Genomic DNA, 18,710 nt, shown 5'->3' with positions numbered 1-18,710 from the left:
GCCGTTCTCCGGCCGTCCGGTCAGAAGTTGCCGCGGCGGGCCTGCTCGCGCTCGATCGCCTCGAACAGGGCCTGGAAGTTGCCCTTGCCGAAGCCGAGCGACCCGTGCCGCTCGATGAGCTCGAAGAACACCGTCGGGCGGTCGCCGACGGGCTTGGTGAAGATCTGGAGGAGGTAGCCGTCCTCGTCGCGGTCCACCAGGATGCCGCGCTTCTGGAGCTCGGAGATCGGCACGCGGACCTCGCCGATGCGGGCGCGCAGCTCCGGATCCTCGTAGTAGGAGTCGGGCGTGGCGAGGAACTCGACGCCCTCGGCGCGCAGCGCGTCGACGGAGGCGAGGATGTCGTTGGTCGCGAGCGCGAGGTGCTGGGCGCCCGGCCCCTGGTAGAACTCCAGGTACTCGTCGATCTGCGACTTCTTCTTGCCGGCCGCCGGCTCGTTCAGCGGGAACTTCACCCGGTGGTTGCCGCTCGCGACGACCTTGCTCATCAGCGCGGAGTACTCGGTGGCGATGTCGTCGCCCACGAACTCGGCCATGTTGGTGAAGCCCATGACGCGGTTGTAGAACGCGACCCACTCGTCCATCTTGCCGAGCTCGACGTTGCCGACGACGTGGTCGAGCGCCTGGAACACGCGCTTCGGCGCTCCGGGCCGCTTGGTGTGGCTCGACGTCCGCTCGACGTACCCGGGCAGGTACGGGCCGCGGTACTGGGAGCGGTCGACCAGCGTGTGCACCGTCTCGCCGTACGCGGCGATCGCCGCGAGCCGCACCGTGCCGTGCTCGTCGGTGACGTCGTGCGGCTCCTCGACGATCGTGGCGCCCTCGGAGCGCGCGTGCGCGATGCACCGGTCGACGTCCGGGACCTCCAGCGCGATGTCGGTGATGCCGTCGCCGTGCCTGCGGTGGGTGTCGACCAGCGGGCTGGCCGGGTCCACCGCGCCCTTGAGGACGAACCGGATCGCGCCGCTGCGCAGCACGTACGCGTGGTGGTCGCGGTTGCCGGTCTCCGGCCCCGAGTACGCGACCAGCTCCATCCCGTACGCGGACTGGTAGTAGTGCGCCGCCTGGGTGGCGTTGCCGACGACCCACACCACCGCGTCCCAGCCGGTGACCGGGAACGGGTCGGTCGTGTCGTCGTAGGCGACCAGGCCCACGAGCTGCCGGAGCTGCTTCAGGTCCAGCTCGGCCAGGCGTTCCTGGCTGGTCAGGGTCTGCTCGATGCTCACGCTCGGCTCCTCACTCGCACCGCTGCCTCCGTCGGGCGGGCACCGCCCGTCGGGCAGATCACAACCGAGACCCGCTCCCCTGTGCAACAGTCCGCCGAACGGCTGGGCACACTGCTCAACTTGTCCATCGTTATCGGCGGACCTCTATACAGAGTGACCACACGATTTCCGTTCCGGGGGACACGTCGCCGCCCCCGACCGCGGGCTGGGGCGCGTGCCGGGCGGCGGCTACGATGGATCACGGTCCCGGTCACCGGGGCCGCGGCGGTGGGGCCCGCCGCCTCCGCCCCCGCGGGCGGGGAGACCGCGGCGCGCGCGCCGCCAACGGTCCCTACCAGTGAGGAACGCGCCGCCGGGCCGCCCGCGCGGCGCCCGCCGATCCTGGTAGGAGGAGCCATGCGCGACGCCGGACCCGAGCCGCTTCCGGTCGATCCCGACGTCGACCTGCACGCACCGGCGCAGCGGTCCGAGCTGCGGCGCGCGCCGTGGGCGGTCCTCGGCGCCGTCTCCGCGGGCGGCGCGGCGGGGGCGCTGGCCCGGCACGGCGTGTCCGAGGCGTTCCCGCACGCGGCCGGGTCGTTCGGCTGGGCGACGTTCGGGATCAACGTGAGCGGGTGCCTGCTGATCGGCGCGCTGATGGTGGCGATCACCGAGGTGCGGCGGGCGCACCCGCTGGTCCGCCCGTTCCTCGGCGTCGGGGTGCTCGGCGGGTTCACCACGTTCTCGACCTACGCCGTGGACGTCCAGCGCGCCCTCGACGCGGGCGAGCCGCGCACCGCGCTCGCCTACCTGGCGGCGACGCCCCTGTGCGCGCTCGCCGCCGTCCTCGCCGGCGTCCGGCTCACCCGCGCCCTGACCCGCCCGGCGCGCCGGTGACGGCGCTCGTGCTGGTCGCGCTGGGCGCGGCGCTCGGCGCGCCGCTGCGCTACCTCACCGACCGCGCCGTCCAGTCGCGCCACGGCACCGTGTTCCCGTGGGGGACGTTCACGGTGAACGTCGCGGGGTCGGCGCTGCTCGGGTTCCTGGCCGCGCTGCCCGCGGGCGGCGGGGTCATGGCCCTGGCCGGGACGGGGTTCTGCGGCGCCCTGACCACCTACTCGACGTTCGGCTACGAGACGCTGCGGCTGGCCGAGGAGGGCGCGAAGACGTCCGCCGCGCTGAACGCCGTCGCCTCGATCGCCGCCGGCCTCGGCGCCGCGTACTGCGGCATGACGCTCGCCGGGGCCGTCACCGGCTGACGGGGCCGGGCGCGCGGCCGGACCGGCCGGGCATCCTGTTCAGGGCCTCGCGCGCCCGCGCGACGGTCTCGGGCTCCATCAGGCGGTCGTCGAGGATGTCGAGCAGGGCGAGCGCGAGGCGCGGGTAGCCCTCGACGGACAGCGGGCTCGCGCCGAGCGCCCGGTCCAGGTGCTCGTGCAGGACGAGCATCCCGAGCCGCATCGCGGTCATCGCGGCCGCGTAGGCGCGCACGTCGCCGGTGGCGGGGGCGCGCACCCCGGGGCCGTCTCCGGAGAGCGTCTCCTCGGTCACCGCGAGGACGTCGTCGAACAGCTCCGCCGCGGCGGGCGAGCCGTCCGCCAGGGCGCGCGCGACGTACCGCTGGACGGGCAGCGCGGTCCGCACCGCGACCGCGAGGAACCCGGGGTCGCCGAGCCCGCCGTCCAGCGCCTCGCGGTTGGTCCTGCGGAGGGTCTCGATCGCGAACTCGTCGCACTCGCGCCGGAGCGCCTCCTTGGAGCCGAAGTGGTGCTGGACGAGGCCGGGCGACACCCCCGCCGCCTTCGCGATGCCGCGGATCGTCGCGCCCTTCACCCCGCGCTCGGCGAACGTCAGCAGGGCCGCGCCCCTGATCCGCGCGCGGGCGGTGAGGTCCTCCGCGGCCACCTCGCCGGCCTCCCGCATCCCCGTGCCCCCAATACAGCCGTGCAGTATCCGATACAAATGTACTACCACGGGGCCGTATCGCCATCAATGGGATCGAACGTCCCGTCCGGGGAGCGGGCCCGCGCTGCGGGCGGCGGCCGTCAGGTCGCCATCGCGGCGAGGACCGCGGCGGCGCGGGCGGTCAGCTCCCCGTCGGCCTCGGCGCCGGCGTTCTCGGTGAGCAGGCCCCGCTGGCGGGCGAGGCGGACCCAGTTGGCGACCGTCCGCCAGTTCTCCCCGCAGAGCTCGGCGACGCGGCGGACCGGCTTCGGGTCGCGCAGGTCCACGTAGCGGGCGTAGATGACGGCGACGGCCACGTAGAACTCGTCCGGCCGGCCCCTGCGCCCGGGGCGCGGGTCCACCTGCATCGCCTCGCGCACGAGGCGCGCCATGCGCTCCAGCGAGTGCCGGACGCGCTCGGCGTCGGGCTTGCCCTCCTGCGCCGACCGCCAGAGGCCCCGCACCTCCCCCGCGACCTCGCTCAGCGGGATGGCCCGCAGCACCCCGGTCGTGATGCCGCGCGCGAGCCGCCTCGGGTCGATGCCGGGCGCGGGCGAGATCCTGATCTCCGTCGGCCCCTCGTTGGCGAGGGACGGCCAGCGCATGGCCACGTCCCACGCGCCGACCCGCGTCACGCGCTCGACGCCGTCCGCCTCCCCGTCGGGAGAAGGGCTCACCATTCCCCGCGTCCGCGCGATCTCGCCGGGGCGAATGGTCCTGTCCGGACGCCGATTCGCTCGGGCGAACGGGTCCGGACAAGATCATTGACAATGAGGTCGACCACACGGTGAGGACGCCCAAACGGAAGTGCCGGTTTACCCGGTTCTGGTCCTTGAGCCGCGTTAAGGACACGTGAAAAGTCGTGGCCTGCGGCGCGCCGCGCGACGCGCCGTCCGTTACGGTCGTCGGGTGCGCGCACGCCAACTCGCCGTCGAGTTCCCCACCGTGACCCCGGAGACCAACGCGCTGGAGGCCGCCCGCCTCCTCGCCGAGCACAGCCTGCCCGGCCTGATCGTGGTGGACGGGTCGGACCGCCCGGTCGCGGTGCTGCCCGGCTCCCGGCTGCTGCGCTCGATCATCCCGCGCTACGTCCAGGACGACCCGGCCCTCGCCCGCGTCTACGACGAGGGGCACGCCGACCGGCTGTGCGCGCGGCTCGCCGACCGGCGCGTCGCCGACCTGCTGGCCGAGGACCGCACGCCGCCGCCGGTCGTGGACGGCGACGCCACCGCCGTGGAGATCGCCAGCGTCATGGCGGCCACCCGCAGCCCGCTCGTGGCGGTGTCGGGCGACCCGCGCCGCACCGACGGCCCGATGGTCGGCGTGGTGACCGTCGCGCAGTTGCTCACCCGGCTGCTCCCCGGCTGACCGGGCGGACACTTTCCGCGGCTTTCTCTACTCGGCGCACAATCGCGGGCCCCGACTCCGCGCTCGACCACAGTTTGCGGCGAACGCGCGGCGCGCCCTCGCCGGGGCGTGCTATTAGAAGTGCGCATGAGCGAGGGACGATCTCTCAGGAAGACGGCCGGGAAACTCACGGCGCCGTTCAAGGCACTGCGGGACGACTTCGGCCCGGGCACGAGCCGCCGAAGACGAGACTGACCCCGTCGACCGTTCGCAATAAACGATTCACTACCACACGGCTACGGCCCGGTTACGCGGTGGAGGAGGTCGACGACTTCCTCGACGCCATAGAACGCGAAATGGAGCGCCTCATCCGCGAGCGCGACGAGGCGGATTCCCGGGCCGCCGCGCGGCCGCCCGCGGCACGGGCGGAGGAGACGGCCTAGCGGGCGCCCACACGGTCTTTCGCCGCGCCCGCGCCCCGGGGGCGCTACCGAGGCCCCGCCCCCGGCGGGCGGGGACGGGGCCTCGGCTCGGGCGGAGCGGCCGGGTCAGGTCACCGGGTTCTCGACCAGGTAGACCTTCGGGGACGGGGCCGCGCAGGTCGCCTTCGCGGCGGTGGTGCCGTTGAACGTGAAGTCCGCGGCGGCCTCACCGAGGGAGACCGCGACGCTCGCGGCCCCGGGGCTCGGCGTGAACGGGCCCGCGGTGAGCGTGCCGTCCGCCGGGAGCGGCACGACGATCTTCTGGTCGCGGACGAGCGGCGTGCGCGGGATCTCGATGCCGGCTCCCGCGACGTTCTGCGTGGCGGGCGTGCCGCCGTCCACGTGCAGGTTCTGTGTGGTGACGCGCCCGGCGGCGGTCGTGTAGCCCTTGCCGATCAGCTTGTTGACCGTCTCGGGCGGGATCGTCAGCGCGCCCGACGCGCGGGTGAACGAGAACGACCCGCCCCGCCGCACGGTCAGCGGGATGTTGGCCCCGACCGCGATGCCGACGTCCAGCCGGTCGCCGCCGAGGGTGCAGGCGTACGGGGCGTGGATGATGCCGACGAGCTCGTTGGACGCGGGCTCGGCGAAGTTGAGCGGCGCGCCGGTGATCTTCGCGGGCGGCTGCCCGGCCGGGCCGCCGACCCCGATCTTGAGCAGCGCGTTCCCGGCGGCGGGCTTGCAGTCGGCCTTGATCGGCAGCGCGAAGCCGAGCGAGGACTTCAGGTCCACCTCGGCGGTCGCGCGGACGAACTGGAGCGTGGTCGCGCCGCTCGCCGGCGCCGTGAACGGCCCGACGTCGAACGTGCCCGACACCGGCGCCCCGACCTTGAGCGGCTTGCCCGCCTCGATCGCGATGTCCTTGATCTCGATGGGCCTGTCCTTGGCGATGTTGACGGCCTCCGGGGTGGAGCCGCTCGCGCCGATGCTGAGGTCGGTGATCCGCGCGTCCGCCTTGCCGATCCCGAGGATCGGCGCGAGCGCGGTCAGCCAGGACGGGAACGTGATGCTGCCCGAGCCCTGCGTCAGCCAGAACTCCTGCCCCGGCCCGAGCTGCACGGGCGCCACGCCCTGCACGTCCACGTCCGTCGGCAGGTAGAAGACGGGCAGCCCGCCGAGGGTGATCGTGCAGCCGATCGGCAGCTTGAACCGGCCGGTGTCGACCCCGATCGCCGGGACGTCGCCGGGCGGCAGCGCCCGCGCGGGCGGCGCCGAGACGAGCCCGAGCAGGACGAGCGCCGCGGCGGCGGCCGCGCACAGCCTGCGGAGGGCCGGCGGCGTGCGGTGTCTCCATCTCATGGGAACCTCCCAGAAATACGGTGACGTACTTATGGCGAGGCCACCTTCACCCGGCGGGGCCGTGCGGCGATATCCACGGCGGTGAGGATTGCGCCCGCGGGCTTTGACACCGGCGCTCAGATCGCGGGTCCCTAGACTGGCCGCGCCACGTTGACCGGGAAGCCCACGATGACCGAGCAGACGAACGACCGCGCGCGCCGCCCGCGGCTCGCGGAGGTGTACGAGCCGGGCCGCCCGGGGCTGCCGCGCGGCCGCAGCAGCCTGCCGCGCACCGCCGTGCGCGACGCGCAGCGCGCGCGGCTGATGCGCGCGGCCATCGCGGCGGTCGCGGAGAAGGGCTACGCCAGCACGACGGTGGCCGACGTGGTGGGCCGGGCGCGCGTCTCCCGCAAGGCGTTCTACGAGCACTTCCCCGATCTGGAGCGGTGCTTCCTCGCGTCGCTGGCCGGGGCGCAGCGGACGATCCTGAGGCGGCTGGCGAGCGTCCCCCGGACCGGGGCCGCGACGAGCCGGGCCCCCGGGGGACGCTGCGTTCGGGCGCGCGGGCGTACCTGGAGCTGTGCGCGCAGGAGCCGGAGTTCGCCCGCTGCATCCTGGTCGAGCTGCCCGCCGTCGGCCCCCGCGCGCTGAAGGGCCGCAACAAGGGCTACCGGCAGGTCGCGGCGCTGCTGCGGACGTGGCGCGAACGGGCCGGCGAAGGCTGGCCGCCGGTGCCCGAGGAGATGTACCTCGCCGCCGTCGGCGCGATCTCCGAGCTCATCCAGGTGCGGCTGGCGGACGGGGACCCCGGCGGCCTCCCCGGCCTGGAGGACGCCGTGACCGAGATCCTGGTGCGCCTGCTGGCCGTCCCCGCCCCTCCGGACGCGCCCTGACGGACGCGCCCCCGGACGCGCGCCTCGGACGCGCCCTGACGGTCAGCCGGACGGCTCCCGCCGGCCGCGCTGGACCATGACCGTGTAGCGGGGGTCCTCCGCGCTGGCGCGGCCGGCCTCGAAGATGCCGAAGCGGGTGCAGGCCGAGCCCGCGAGGAGCGCGCCGCCGCACAGCGCGGCGGCGGCGCGGGACCGTCCGGCGAAGACCGCGGCCCCCGCCGCGCCGGCCACCGTGAGGGCCTGCGCGGCGCGCATCAGCCTGCCGCCGCGCCCCGTGCGGTACGGCTCGGCGATCGGCCCGAGGCGGCGCTCCAGCAGCCGGGTCGCGGCGACGTCGAGCACCGCGCCGAAGACGGCCGCGCCGCGCGCCGGGGCGGTCTCGCGCACCGGCGCGGCGACCAGGCCGAGCCCGGCTGCGGCGGCGGCGCCGGAGCCCGCGAACACGAACGGCAGCTCCCGGTACGCCTCGTGCCAGGCGGGCACGGCCGTGTCGGCGATCAGCACCGAGGTGTACGACACGACGGCGGGTCCGGTGAGGGCCGTCCAGCCGGTCGCGGCGCGGCCGATCCGGCGGAACAGGCCGGTGGCGTCGGTGACGGCGGCGAGCCCGGCGGCGGGGCCGTACGCGACCAGGATCCACGAGCCCATGCTCATCGGCGAGGTCGGCTTGGCGACCCGGAGCATGTTGACGAACCGCTCCGGGCGGCCGAGGTCGTGGATCAGCGCGGCGGTGGACAGCGAGATCGCGCCGAGCGCGCCCGCCTTCGCCGCGCGGGCGAGCGCGGGGCGGCCGGTGACCTCCGCGCCGAACGCGAGGACCGACGAGGCCCCGGCGAGCCCGCCGAGGAACAGGTACCCGGCGATGTCGGTCGCCGCCCACGTCGGCGCCTTGATGATCGGCCTGCCGTAGTACGAGCGGAACTCGGCGTCCGGCACCATCGCCCGCTCGCCGCGCCGCCCGCCCCGGCGGCGCCGCCGGCCGCCCTCGGAACCGGGCGACGCCTCGCGGCCGGGCCGCTGCCCGAGCGATCCCTCCCGGGTGACCTCCGCCTCGCTCACCGCCGCCTCCCCGCCGCGTACGCGGCGGCCATGCCGCCGAGGAGGGTCAGGGCCGCGACCCCCGCGTGCCGCCACATGGACGGCAGGTCCCGGGTGGTGACGACCGGATCGGGCGGCAGCCCGTACGCCTCGGGCTCGTCCAGGAGCAGGAAGAACGCCCCGTCGCCGCCGACGCCGTCGCCGGGGTCGTCGCCGTAGAGCCGCGCGTCGTCCACGCCCGCGTCGTGGAGCTGCTCGACCCGGGCCGCTGCGCGCTCGCGCAGCTCGTCCAGCGGGCCGTACTGGATGGAGTCGGTGGGGCACGCCTTCGCGCAGGCGGGTTCGCGGCCGTCGGAGATGCGGTCGTAGCACATCGTGCACTTCCACACCCGCCCGTCGTCCTCGCGCTGGTCGATCACCCCGTACGGGCAGGCGGGCACGCAGTAGCCGCAGCCGTTGCAGATGTCCTCCTGGACGACGACCGTGCCGTACTCGGTGCGGAACAGCGAGCCGGTCGGGCACACGTCCAGGCAGGCGGCGTGCGTGCAGTGCTTGCACACGTCGGACGCCATCAGCCAGCGCAGCTCGCCCCGGTCGCCGTCGCCGCCGCGCGCGGCGGCCTCCGACGCCATGCCGAGGACGTCCACGCCGTCGTAGGCGTCGTACGACCCGTGCTCGACGCCCGGGTCCTGGAGGCCGAGGGGCTTGCGCTGCTCGATGAACGCGACGTGCCGCCAGGTGTCGGCGCCGAGCCCCTGGGTGTTGTCGTACGACATGCCGGTGAACGTCAGCCCGTCCTCGGGGATGGCGTTCCACTCCTTGCACGCCACCTCGCACGCCTTGCAGCCGATGCACACGGAGGTGTCGGTGAAGAACCCCATCCGGGGCGGGTGGCCGATGTGCCCGGCGTCGCCCGCGACGTCGTCCAGGGGGCCCGCGATCCGTCCCATCGTCATACCTCCAGACCGGTGTCCTGGTCGATCCCGGCGCGGCGCCGGTAGGCGCGGACCAGGCCGGGCAGCCCGGGGCCGCGGGGCCGGCGGCCCGGCCGGATGTCGGCGGTGAGCGCCTTGACCTCCTGGATGTGCACGTTCGGGTCGAGCGCGATCGCCGACAGCTCGTTCGCGGCGTCGCCGGTCGTGTAGCCGTTCGGGCCCCAGTGGTACGGCAGGCCGATCTGGTGGAGGGTGCGGCCCTGGACGCGCAGCGGCGCCATCCGGTCGGTCACCATGACGCGGGCCTCGACGGCGTTGCGGGCGGTGACGATCGTGGCCCAGCCGCCGTGCTCCAGATCCCGTTCGGCGGCGAGCTCCGGGGAGACCTCGCAGAAGAACTCGGGTTGCAGCTCGGCGAGGTACGGGCTCCAGCGCGACATCCCGCCCGCCGTGAAGTGCTCGGTCAGCCGGTACGTGGTCACGACGTACGGGTAGACGTCCGCGCCGGGGTCGGAGCCGCTCGGATGGAAGCGGTTGTGCTCCCGCGAGAACACCTGCCGTGCCGGGTTGCGGCTGTGCCCGTACAGGGGGTTGTCGAACGGGGAGTCCTGCGGCTCGTAGTGGGTGGGCATCGGCCCGTCCACGAGCCCGGCGGGCGCGAACAGCCAGCCCTTGCCGTCGGCCTGGAGGATGAACGGGTCGTTGCCCGCGATCGCGTCCGGTCCCCTCGCCCCGTGCGGCGGGGTGTAGGACGGCGCCTTGTCGGCCTTGAAGTCGGGGACGTCGTGCCCGGTCCACCTGCCCCGCTCCCCGTCCCACCAGACCAGGGCCTTGCGCTCGCTCCAGGGCTCGCCGTCCGGGTCGGCGGACGCGCGGTTGTAGAGGACGCGGCGGTTGGACGGCCACGACCACGCCCATTCGGCGGCGATCCAGTCCTGCTCGGAGCCCGGCTTGCGGCGGGCGGCCTGGTTGACGCCGTCGGCGTGGACGCCGCAGTAGATCCAGCAGCCGCAGGAGGTGGACCCGTCGTCCTTGAGCTGGTCGTAGGTGGACAGGTGCGCGCCGTCCGGGCCGTACCCGTTGATCTCGGCGAGGACGGCCTCCGCGGACGGCTCGTCCAGCGGCCCCTCGACGGGGTAGTCCCAGGTCAGGTCGAGGACGGGCCGGTCGCGTTCGTCGGTGGACCCGGCCAGCCGCTCGCGGATGATCCGCCCGAGGTGGTACATGAACCACAGGTCGCTGCGGGCGTCGCCGTCCGGCTCCACGGCGGCGTGGTGCCACTGGAGCGTCCGGTTGGTGTTGGTGAAGCTGCCGGACTTCTCGGTGTGGGCGGCGGCGGGGAAGAAGAACACCTCGGTGCCGACGTCCTCGGTGCGCATCTCGCCGGTCTCGATCTCCGGGCCGTCCTTCCACCACGTCGCCGACTCGATCAGCGAGAAGTCGCGGACGACGAGCCACTCCAGGTTGGCCATGCCGAGCCGCTGCACCTTGGCGTTGGCGGACCCGACGGCCGGGTTCTCGCCCATCAGGAAGTAGCCCTTGCACGCGCCGTCGATCTGGGCGAGCGCCGTCTCGTACGTGCTGTGGCTGCCGGTCAGGCGCGGCAGGTAGTCGAAGCGGAAGTCGTTGTCCTCGGTGGCGGCGTCGCCCCACCACGCCTTCAGCAGGCTGACGACGTACGCGCGCATGTTGCCCCAGTAGCCCTTCTCGGGGCGTCGGCGCGGACGAACCTGTCCAGGTCGAGGTCGGCGTGCGCGTGCGGCATCGGAATGTAGCCGGGCAGCAGGTCGAACAGCGTCGGGATGTCGCTGGACCCCTGGATGCTGGCGTGGCCGCGCAGCGCCTGGATGCCGCCGCCGGGACGTCCGATGTTGCCGAGCAGGAGCTGGAGGATGCTCGCGGCCCGGATGTACTGCGAGCCGACGGTGTGCTGCGTCCAGCCGACGGCGTAGGCGAACGCGCTCGTGCGGTCGCGGCCGGAGTTGCGGACGAGCGCGTCGCAGACCTTGGCGAACAGCTCGGGCGGCACCCCGCAGACCCGTTCCACCATCTCCGGCGTGTAGCGGGAGTAGTGGCGCTTCAGGATCTGGAAGACGCAGCGCGGGTCCGCCAGCGTCGGGTCGCGGGTCGGGTCGCCCTCGCCGAGCGACGCGCCGCCCGCGCCGTGGCTCTCGCCGCGGCCCGCCCTGCGGATGCTGTACTCGTTGCCGGTGCGGCGCTCGAAGTCCTGGTCGCGGGCGCCGGAGGCCGCCACCACGTCCATCCCCTCGTACCGCCAGGTGTCGAACTTGTAGTGGTGCGTGCCCTCCTCAAGCCCGGAGAACAGCCCGTCCAGGTCCTCGGTGTCGCGGAAGTCCTCGCGGATGATCGTCGAGGCGTTGGTGTAGGCGAGGACGTAGTCGCGGAAGTACGCCTCGTTCGTGAGCACGTGGTTGATGATCCCGCCGAGGAACGCGATGTCGGACCCGGCGCGCAGCGGCACGTAGATGTCGCTGACCGCGCTCGTGCGGGTGTAGCGGGGATCGACGTGGATCACCGTCGCGCCGCGCGCCTTCGCCTCCATCACCCACTGGAACCCGACCGGGTGCGCCTCGGCGAAGTTGGACCCCTGGATCACGATGCAGTCGGAGTGCTGGAGGTCCTGCATGAACGTCGTCGCGCCGCCCCGCCCGAACGACGTGCCGAGCCCCGCGACCGTCGAGCTGTGGCAGACCCGCGCCTGGTTCTCCACCTGGACGACGCCGAGCGCGGTGAGCAGCTTCTTGATCAGGTAGTTCTCCTCGTTGTCGAGGGTCGCGCCGCCGAGGCTCGCGATGCCGAGCGTGCGGCGCACCCGCACGTCGCCGGAGTCCCATTCGAACGTCTCCGCGCGCGTGGCGAGGACCCGGTCGGCGACCATCTCCATGGCGGTGGCGAGGTCGAGCTCCTCCCAGTCCGCCGCGTGCGGGCGGCGGTGCAGGACGGTGTGGCGGCGGGCGGAGCCGGTGGTGAGCTGGAGCGTCGCCGAGCCCTTCGGGCACAGCCGTCCCCGGCTGATCGGCGAGTCGGGGTCGCCCTCGATCTGCACGACCCGGTCGTCCTTGACGTACACCTCCTGGCCGCAGCCGACGGCGCAGTAGGGGCAGACGGACTTGACGACGCGGTCGGCCGTCGCGGTGCGGGGCCGCAGGCCCGCGGTCCGCGCGGACTCGGCCGCGGCGCCGCGGCCGAGCCGGTCCCCGCCTGTGAGCTGCCGGTAGACCGGCCACTTCTCCACCCACGCGCGTGCCCCCACGGCACCTCCAGATCCGGATGCGGATTCGCCGACGACCGTCCCCGCCTACCCGGCTGAACGCCGTCCAATCGCCGTGACGTGGCGTTCCGCACAGGCTTTGGCCCCCAGGCTTGCGGATCTTGACGAGCCGTTGCCGCTTGCGTTGGGAACGCTCACTTCCAGGGGAGCTGGAACGCGGCGAGCAGGGCGACGCCCGCGACCAGCCAGGCGACGTAGTCGCCGAGGTGGCCGGAGTGCGCGGCGCGGACCGGGGCGAGGGCCGTACGGGTCCAGCCCTGGACCCGGTGCAGCGGCCGGGGCAGCAGATGCCCCCAGACGCCGACCGCCGCGACGGCGAAGGCCGCGGCGACGGTCAGGCCGCCGACGGCCAGGTGCTTCACCTCCAGCAGGTGCGGGCCTTCCGCCGCCGGCACGTCCGTCCGGACGCCGTGGAGCACGGCCGCCGCGTAGCCGGAGCCGTCGGTGAAGGCCGCCGCGCCCGACGCGAGGGCGCGGCCGAGGCCGGGCACCGCGCCGAGCGCCAGCGCGGCGGCCGTCAGCAGCATGCCCGGCGAGACCATCGTCCAGGGGATGGCGGACAGGGTCACGCTCGTCTCCTTGCCCTCCTTCGCGTGCGCGTGCCGGGCGGGCCGTCCCGCGCCCCGGAACACGTGCAGCCACACCCGCAGCACCGCGCCGCCGGTCAGCGCAGAGGTGACCAGGCCGAGCGGCATCACCCACCACCAGCCCTGGTGCCCGGCCGCCGTCTCCATGGCCGACTTGCCCGCCCACAGCCCGGACGGCGGCAGCCCCGACAGCACGAGCCCCCCGGCGAGGAACGTCCAGGTGGTGACGCGCAGCGTCCCGCCCCGGCCGTGCAGCTCGTCCTCGTCCACCGACTGGAAGTGGTTGAGCAGCGCGCCCGCGCCGAGGAACAGCGCGGCCTTCACGCCCGCGTGCCCGAGCAGGAAGAACGCGGCGCCGCCGAGCGACTCGCCGTCCAGCAGCGCGACGCCGACCAGCAGCAGCCCGACATGGCTGATCGTCGAGTACGCCAGCAGCCGTTTGACGTGCCGCTGCGCCACGCACAGCACGGCCCCGAGCAGCGCGGTCGCGACGCCGAGCACGGCGAGGGAGCGGCTCGTGCCCGGCGCGGCGTCCGCCCCGGCGAACGTCGCCCAGTAGAGCCGCGCGACCGCGTACACGCCGAGCTCGACCATGACGCCGGAGAACAGCACGCACACCGGCGTCGGCGCGACGGCGTGCGCGTCGGCCAGCCAGAAGTGGAACGGCACGGCCGCCGCCTTCACCAGGAACCCGGTCACGACCAGCACGAACCCGGCGAGCCGTACGGCGCCGGGCGCGCCGTCCAGCCCGCCGCCGATCGCGGCGAGGCCGAGCTCCCCGGTCTGCGAGTACAGGATCGCGATGCCGGTCAGGGTGAGGTAGGCGCCGAGGGAGTTGACGACGCCGAAGCCGAGCGCGCCGTGCACGGTCTTCGGCTCCTCGGGCAGGTAGCCCGTCAGCACGTACGCGATGACGCTCATCAGCTCGAAGAAGACGAACTGGTCGAACAGGTCGCCGGTCAGCGCGAACCCGCACATCCCCGCGACGAACAGCAGGATCAGGGCGTGGAACGCGGCGTGCACCTCGGTGAAGTACCGCCAGCTGAACACCAGGGCGGCGAGCGCGAGCACGGCGACCAGCAGCGCGAGGCCCGTCCCGAACGGGTCGGCGACGAGCGGGATGCCGTTCGAGACGCCGCCGCGGGGCCGCCAGCCGCCCAGCCACTCCACCACCGTCCCGTGCCGCGCCTCGGCGAGCGTCCAGCCGAGCAGCACGGCCGTGGCGGCGACGGCGAGCGCCGCGAGGGCGTCCACCACGGGGCGCGGGGCCCACCGGCCTCCGGCGGCGAGCACCGCGGCGGCGAGGACCGGCACCGCGAGCGCCGCCTGGACGATCATCCGCGCGGCTCCGACTCCTCGCTCATCCCCGCCTGCGTCTCCAGCGACCGCAGCTCGTCGGGGTCGAGGGTGCCGCGCCGCCGCGCGACCTGGACCGCGAGCGCGAGCAGCAGCGCGGTGACGGTCGCGCCGACCACGATGTCGGTGAGCGTCATCGCCTGCACGACCGGGTCGACGGTCGGCGTCCGCGCGTCGGGCGGGATGTCGGAGAACACCGGCGCGGTGCCGGGCCGCCGGTACCCGACCGCGAGGAGCAGCACGTACGTGGCGGACTGCGCGACCGACAGGCACACCACGGCGTGCACCAGGTTGCGGCTCGTCACGACCCCGTAGATCCCGACGAGGAGGATCCAGGCGGCGACGGCGTACGGCAGGACGTCCATCATCGCTCCGCCCTCCCCGCCGCCGGCCGTCCGGCCCGCCGTGGACCATCAGCGCCTGCTCGAAGAACCGGGCGAGCACGAGCACGACCGCGCAGCCGACCTCCACGCCGACGGCGGCGTTCAGGGCGGGAACCGAGTGGGTGCCGCGCTCCTGCGCCACGACCGCGCTCGCCGTCAGCCCGAACGCGACGAACGCGCCCGCCGCGACCGCCTCCCCGACCTCGAACAGGGGGACGGGCCGCAGCCGGCGCAGCGCCGGGTAGTCGCCCGCGAGGTAGATCAGGTGGATCGCCGTGCCGAGCACCACGCCGCCCTGGAACCCGCCGCCCGGCGACTGGTTGCCGTGCGCGACCACGTACGCGCCGACGACCAGCGTGACCGGCAGCATCACGTAGCCGACGATCCGGAGCGCGTCGAACACGTCGGCCGGGCCGTGCCCGAGCCGCTCGCCGCTCTCGACCCGTTCGTCCCGGACGGCGCGCAGCAGGATCACCGCGCCGAGCACGGCGGAGAACAGGATCAGCTCCTCGCCGATGGTGTCGAACGTCCGCTGGTCGAAGTTCACCGAGGACACGGCGTTGGACGTGCCCTGCGCGAGGCTCGCCGGGACGGCGCGCTGCCCGTACGGGTGCCGGTGCCCCCCGAAGCCGGGGAGCGCGGCGAGCGCGGGCAGCAGCAGCGCCGCGAGCCCCGCCGCGCCCGCGAGGAACAGGACCAGCCGGGCGCGTCGCGTCACCGCGCCTCCCCCGCCGCCGGGCCGTCCCGTGCGCCCGTTCCGCCGCCTTCGCCTTCGCCTCCGTCGCCGTCGCCCTGGTCCCCTCCGTCCTGCCCGCCGCCGCGGGCCGCCCGCGCGGCGCGCAGCGCCAGGACGACGAGGAGCGGCACGATGACCGTCCCCACCCCGATCTGCGACATGGCCACGTCCGGGGCCTGGAAGACGACGAACAGCACGCCGAGCGCGATGCCGAACCCCGACAGCACGATCGCCTGCCGGGCCGGGTCGCGGGTCAGCACCACCGCCGTGGCCATCAGGGCCACGGCCGCGAGCGAGGCGACGACCAGGGCGTCATCCATCCCGGTCCCCTCGCCCGCGCCCTCGGGCCCGCTCTCGTCCGGCGCCGCGGGCCCGTACGCCGCCCGCGCCGTCGCGACGACGGCGGCGGGCCCGGACCCGAACACCAGCACCCCGATCAGCACGATCTTCAGCACGTCGTGGAACGAGCCCCACACGCCCGGCGCGAGGGCCAGCCCGGCGACGACGAGCGGCGCGGCGACCGCCGTCCCCGGCCCGACGAAGTGCAGCCGCGTGAACACCCGGCCGGTCGCGAGCAGCCGGACGGCGGCGGCGACGGTCACGGCGACGCCCGCCCACGCCAGGGCGTACGCGGCGGCGGTCACAGGGTCCTCCCGAGGAACCGGGCGTACACGAGCGTCCCGGCCAGCGACAGCAGCGCGAGCAGCAGCGCCGCGTCGAGGTAGGCGGGGCGCCCGTACGCCGCGGCGAGCAGCGCCAGCACGAGCGTCCCGGTGGAGCCCGCCGACACCAGCGCGGCGAGCCGCGCGAGCGGGCCGCCGCGCAGCATCGCGACCAGGCACGGGCCGAGCCCCCCGCACAGCAGGACGAGCGCCGCCGCGCCCCACACACCGTGGATCATCGCTCCAGCCTCCGTTCGAGCCGTCCGGGCCGGTCGCCGAGCCGGTGCACGACGAGCAGGTCCCGGTCGGGGTCCACCTGCGCGACGTAGGTGCCCGGCGACGTCGAGACGAGCAGCGTCACCAGCCCGAGCCGGCTCGGGCCGCCGCGTCCGGGCGGGCGGCGCGGCGTCACCTCGCCGAACCCGCCGCCGCGCGCGGGCAGCGCGAGCCACCGCGCGTCCCAGACGATCTCGGCGGGCAGTTCCGCCGCCGCCCGCGCGAGCCGCCGCACGTCGCGCCGCGCGGGCTCGGCCCCGTCGCGGCGGAACAGGGCGCGGCGCGCGGCGCACGCGACGGCCGCCGCCGCGGCGGCCGACAGCGCGCCGACGATCAGCTCGCTGAGCAGGAACGACGACACGATGGCGAGGTACCCAGCGAGCAGCGCCGCCCACCACGCGACCCCCTCGGCCCACGCCGCGCCCCGCCGCGCGGGACGGGCGCGGGCACGGTCGCGGCCGCGGTCGCCGCCGTCCCCGTCCACGGTCGCCCGGCCCTCAGCCGGACGAGCGGCCGAACATCTCCTGCGCCTTGGTGCGCAGGCCCTTCTTCACCACGCCGAACGAGTCCGGGTCGCCCTTCGCGATCGCCTCCGCGACGTCCTTCATCTGCGAGAAGTCGGCGTGCGGCGGGATCGGCGGGACGTCCGGGTCGCAGCGCACGTCGATCACCGCCGGGCGGTCGGCCGACAGCGCGCGGTCCCAGGCGGGGCCGATCTCCTCGGGCTTCTCGACGTCGATGCCCTCCAGCCCGATGGACCGGGCGAACGCGGCGTACGGCACCTCGGGCAGCACCTGCGACTCCTCGAACTTCGGCGCGCCGCCCATCGCCCGCAGCTCCCAGGTCACCTGGTTGAGGTCGTTGTTGTGCAGCACCGCGACGACCAGCCGCGGGTCGGCCCAGCGGTCGTGGTAGCGGGCCATCGTGATCAGCTCGGCGAGCCCGTTCATCTGCATCGCGCCGTCGCCGACGAGCGCGATCGCCGGACGGACCGGATGGGCGAACTTCGCGCCGATCGCGTACGGCACGCCGGGCCCCATGGTCGCGAGGGTACCCGACAGCGAGCCCCGCATCCCCTTGCGGAACCGCAGGTCGCGGGCGTACCAGTTGGCGGCCGAGCCGGAGTCGGCGGTGACGATCGCGTTGTCGGGCAGCCGCGACGACAGCTCCCAGAACAGCAGCATCGGGTTGATCGGGTCGGCGGGGACGCGCGCCTGCTTCTCGACGGTGTCCCACCAGCGCTCGACGCTCTTCTCGATGTTCTTGCGCCACGAGCCGCCGCCGCGCTCGCGCAGGTGCGGGATCATGCGCGCCAGCGTCGCGGCGGCGTCGCCGACGAGGTTGACCTCCGTCGGGTACCGCATCCCGATCATCTTGCCGTCCACGTCGATCTGCACCGCGCGGGCGTCGCCGAGCGGCGGCATGAACTGGGTGTACGGGAAGTTCGAGCCGACGATCAGCAGCGTGTCGCAGTCGCGCATCAGCTCGTAGGACGGGCGGGTGCCGAGCAGCCCGATCGAGCCGGTGACCATCGGCAGGTCGTCGGGCAGCACGTCCTTGCCGAGCAGCGCCTTGGCGATCCCCGCGCCGGTCAGGTCCGCGACCCGCAGCACCTCGTCGGCGGCGCTCCGGGCGCCCTGCCCGACGAGGATCGCGACCTTCTCGCCCTGGTTGAGGATCTCGGCGGCGCGGGCGATCTCCTCGTCCGGCGCGTGCGTGACGGCCCGGCGGTATCCGGGCGGGGACGAGGGGACCTGCTTGAACGCGTGCTTCGGCGGGCTGTACTCCTCCTCCTGGAGGTCGGCCGGGACGATGATCGCGGTCGGGCAGGACTCGGCGAGCGCGGTCCGCATGGCCCGGTCGATGAGGTTCGGGAACTGCTCGGAGACCGTCGCCATCTGGACGTACGGCCCGGCGACGTCCTTGTAGAGCGAGAGGAGGTCCACCTCCTGCTGGTAGCTGCCGCCCATCGCGGCGCGGGCCGTCTGGCCGACGATCGCGACGACGGGGACGTGGTCGAGCTTGGCGTCGTACAGGCCGTTCAGCAGGTGGATCGCGCCGGGACCGCTCGTCGCGGCGCACACCCCGACCTTGCCGCTGAACTTGGCGTAGCCGACGGCCTCGAACGCCGACATCTCCTCGTGCCTCGACTGGATGAAGCGCGGCCGGTCGCCCGCCTTGCCGAACGAGGCGACCAGGCCGTTGATGCCGTCGCCCGGGTAGCCGAAGACCTGCTCGACACCCCATTCGCGCAGCCGCTCCAGGATGTGGTCGCCGACGGTCGTGGTCATTGCGG

At 74.4% G+C, this 18,710-nt stretch carries 18 protein-coding genes and 2 pseudogenes; 6 read left to right on the top strand and 14 right to left on the bottom strand.

What is annotated here, in order from left to right:
- Positions 1–20: 20 nt before the first annotated feature.
- A complete protein-coding gene (gene hppD, locus GEV43_RS35695) occupies positions 21–1,148 on the bottom strand; it encodes a 4-hydroxyphenylpyruvate dioxygenase (protein WP_241684292.1) in 1,128 nt (375 codons plus the stop codon).
- Between the two features lie 474 nt (positions 1,149–1,622).
- Between hppD and GEV43_RS35690 the strand changes: the two genes are divergently transcribed.
- Entirely contained in the window at positions 1,623–2,102 is a 480-nt protein-coding gene (locus tag GEV43_RS35690) for a CrcB family protein (protein ID WP_160825185.1), read from the top strand.
- The gene (locus GEV43_RS35685; protein ID WP_160825184.1) at positions 2,099–2,464 is read left to right on the top strand and encodes a CrcB family protein; all 366 of its coding nucleotides are present in this window, start codon (positions 2,099–2,101) and stop codon (positions 2,462–2,464) included. The genes GEV43_RS35690 and GEV43_RS35685 overlap by 4 nt, the downstream gene beginning before the upstream one ends.
- Here the strand turns inward: GEV43_RS35685 and GEV43_RS35680 are convergent.
- Positions 2,454–3,128, bottom strand: a complete 675-nt coding sequence (locus GEV43_RS35680; RefSeq protein ID WP_160825183.1) for a TetR/AcrR family transcriptional regulator — start codon at positions 3,126–3,128, stop codon at positions 2,454–2,456. The genes GEV43_RS35685 and GEV43_RS35680 overlap by 11 nt on opposite strands.
- 122 nt (positions 3,129–3,250) lie before the next feature.
- Positions 3,251–3,829 (bottom strand): hypothetical protein, encoded by a 579-nt coding sequence (locus GEV43_RS35675; protein ID WP_160825182.1) that lies wholly within the window; start codon positions 3,827–3,829, stop codon positions 3,251–3,253.
- Positions 3,830–4,058: 229 nt separating this feature from the next.
- Here GEV43_RS35675 and GEV43_RS35670 point away from each other — a divergent pair, with 229 nt between their 5' ends.
- Positions 4,059–4,517, top strand: a complete 459-nt coding sequence (locus tag GEV43_RS35670; RefSeq protein ID WP_160825181.1) for a CBS domain-containing protein — start codon at positions 4,059–4,061, stop codon at positions 4,515–4,517.
- Between the two features lie 74 nt (positions 4,518–4,591).
- Positions 4,592–4,939 carry a DivIVA domain-containing protein gene (locus tag GEV43_RS56600; RefSeq protein WP_375539121.1) on the top strand — a complete coding sequence of 116 codons (348 nt, stop codon included), beginning with the start codon at positions 4,592–4,594 and terminating at the stop codon, positions 4,937–4,939.
- A gap of 105 nt (positions 4,940–5,044) precedes the next feature.
- Here GEV43_RS56600 and GEV43_RS35660 read toward each other — a convergent pair whose 3' ends face one another.
- Positions 5,045–6,277, bottom strand: a complete 1,233-nt coding sequence (locus tag GEV43_RS35660; RefSeq protein WP_160825180.1) for a DUF6801 domain-containing protein — start codon at positions 6,275–6,277, stop codon at positions 5,045–5,047.
- 168 nt (positions 6,278–6,445) lie between these two features.
- Here GEV43_RS35660 and GEV43_RS35655 point away from each other — a divergent pair, with 168 nt between their 5' ends.
- On the top strand, positions 6,446–6,907 hold the full coding sequence (locus tag GEV43_RS35655) for a TetR/AcrR family transcriptional regulator (protein ID WP_160825179.1): 462 nt from the start codon (positions 6,446–6,448) through the stop codon (positions 6,905–6,907).
- 80 nt (positions 6,908–6,987) lie between these two features.
- Positions 6,988–7,149 (top strand): hypothetical protein, encoded by a 162-nt coding sequence (locus GEV43_RS35650; RefSeq protein ID WP_160825178.1) that lies wholly within the window; start codon positions 6,988–6,990, stop codon positions 7,147–7,149.
- A 42-nt stretch (positions 7,150–7,191) separates the two neighbouring features.
- Here the strand turns inward: GEV43_RS35650 and nrfD are convergent, their stop codons facing one another.
- From nrfD to GEV43_RS35600, 10 genes and pseudogenes are all read right to left on the bottom strand, one after another.
- Entirely contained in the window at positions 7,192–8,208 is a 1,017-nt protein-coding gene (nrfD, locus tag GEV43_RS35645; RefSeq protein ID WP_160825177.1) for an NrfD/PsrC family molybdoenzyme membrane anchor subunit, read from the bottom strand.
- Positions 8,205–9,137, bottom strand: a complete 933-nt coding sequence (locus GEV43_RS35640) for a 4Fe-4S dicluster domain-containing protein (protein ID WP_160825176.1) — start codon at positions 9,135–9,137, stop codon at positions 8,205–8,207. Before GEV43_RS35640 ends, nrfD begins: the two co-directional genes overlap by 4 nt.
- Positions 9,138–9,139: 2 nt before the next feature.
- Positions 9,140–12,396, bottom strand: a pseudogene (fdh, locus tag GEV43_RS35635) (formate dehydrogenase).
- A gap of 152 nt (positions 12,397–12,548) precedes the next feature.
- The gene (locus GEV43_RS35630; protein WP_160826021.1) at positions 12,549–14,339 is read right to left on the bottom strand and encodes a complex I subunit 5 family protein; all 1,791 of its coding nucleotides are present in this window, start codon (positions 14,337–14,339) and stop codon (positions 12,549–12,551) included.
- Positions 14,336–14,725: a sodium:proton antiporter gene (locus GEV43_RS35625; protein ID WP_160826020.1), complete on the bottom strand. Its 390-nt coding sequence runs from the start codon at positions 14,723–14,725 to the stop codon at positions 14,336–14,338. The genes GEV43_RS35630 and GEV43_RS35625 overlap by 4 nt, the downstream gene beginning before the upstream one ends.
- 142 nt (positions 14,726–14,867) lie before the next feature.
- A pseudogene (locus GEV43_RS52000) lies at positions 14,868–15,110 on the bottom strand (MnhB domain-containing protein); the annotation flags it as partial.
- A 344-nt stretch (positions 15,111–15,454) separates the two neighbouring features.
- A complete protein-coding gene (locus tag GEV43_RS35615; protein WP_160825175.1) occupies positions 15,455–16,120 on the bottom strand; it encodes a DUF4040 domain-containing protein in 666 nt (221 codons plus the stop codon).
- Positions 16,117–16,377, bottom strand: a complete 261-nt coding sequence (locus GEV43_RS35610; protein WP_160825174.1) for a monovalent cation/H+ antiporter complex subunit F — start codon at positions 16,375–16,377, stop codon at positions 16,117–16,119. The genes GEV43_RS35615 and GEV43_RS35610 overlap by 4 nt, the downstream gene beginning before the upstream one ends.
- Positions 16,374–16,898 (bottom strand): hypothetical protein, encoded by a 525-nt coding sequence (locus GEV43_RS35605; protein WP_160825173.1) that lies wholly within the window; start codon positions 16,896–16,898, stop codon positions 16,374–16,376. The genes GEV43_RS35610 and GEV43_RS35605 overlap by 4 nt, the downstream gene beginning before the upstream one ends.
- 13 nt (positions 16,899–16,911) lie before the next feature.
- Complete coding sequence (locus GEV43_RS35600) at positions 16,912–18,705, bottom strand: thiamine pyrophosphate-requiring protein (protein WP_160825172.1); 1,794 nt, start codon at positions 18,703–18,705, stop codon at positions 16,912–16,914.
- Positions 18,706–18,710 lie beyond the last annotated feature (5 nt).

Source organism: Actinomadura sp. J1-007, from assembly GCF_009793335.1.
Lineage (GTDB): Bacteria > Actinomycetota > Actinomycetes > Streptosporangiales > Streptosporangiaceae > Spirillospora > Spirillospora yumaensis.
This window is presented reverse-complemented; position numbering and strand designations above follow the sequence as displayed.

Coding starts and splice junctions, on each gene's coding strand:
- GEV43_RS35660 (WP_160825180.1), bottom strand. CDS start 6,277: ATGAGATGGAGACACCGCACGCCGCCGGCCCTCCGCAGGCTGTGCGCG.
- GEV43_RS35610 (WP_160825174.1), bottom strand. CDS start 16,377: ATGATCCACGGTGTGTGGGGCGCGGCGGCGCTCGTCCTGCTGTGCGGG.
- GEV43_RS35640 (WP_160825176.1), bottom strand. CDS start 9,137: ATGGGACGGATCGCGGGCCCCCTGGACGACGTCGCGGGCGACGCCGGG.
- GEV43_RS35655 (WP_160825179.1), top strand. CDS start 6,446: ATGACCGAGCAGACGAACGACCGCGCGCGCCGCCCGCGGCTCGCGGAG.
- GEV43_RS35625 (WP_160826020.1), bottom strand. CDS start 14,725: ATGATGGACGTCCTGCCGTACGCCGTCGCCGCCTGGATCCTCCTCGTC.
- GEV43_RS35630 (WP_160826021.1), bottom strand. CDS start 14,339: ATGATCGTCCAGGCGGCGCTCGCGGTGCCGGTCCTCGCCGCCGCGGTG.
- GEV43_RS35680 (WP_160825183.1), bottom strand. CDS start 3,128: ATGCGGGAGGCCGGCGAGGTGGCCGCGGAGGACCTCACCGCCCGCGCG.
- GEV43_RS35600 (WP_160825172.1), bottom strand. CDS start 18,705: ATGACCACGACCGTCGGCGACCACATCCTGGAGCGGCTGCGCGAATGG.
- GEV43_RS35690 (WP_160825185.1), top strand. CDS start 1,623: ATGCGCGACGCCGGACCCGAGCCGCTTCCGGTCGATCCCGACGTCGAC.
- GEV43_RS35675 (WP_160825182.1), bottom strand. CDS start 3,829: ATGGTGAGCCCTTCTCCCGACGGGGAGGCGGACGGCGTCGAGCGCGTG.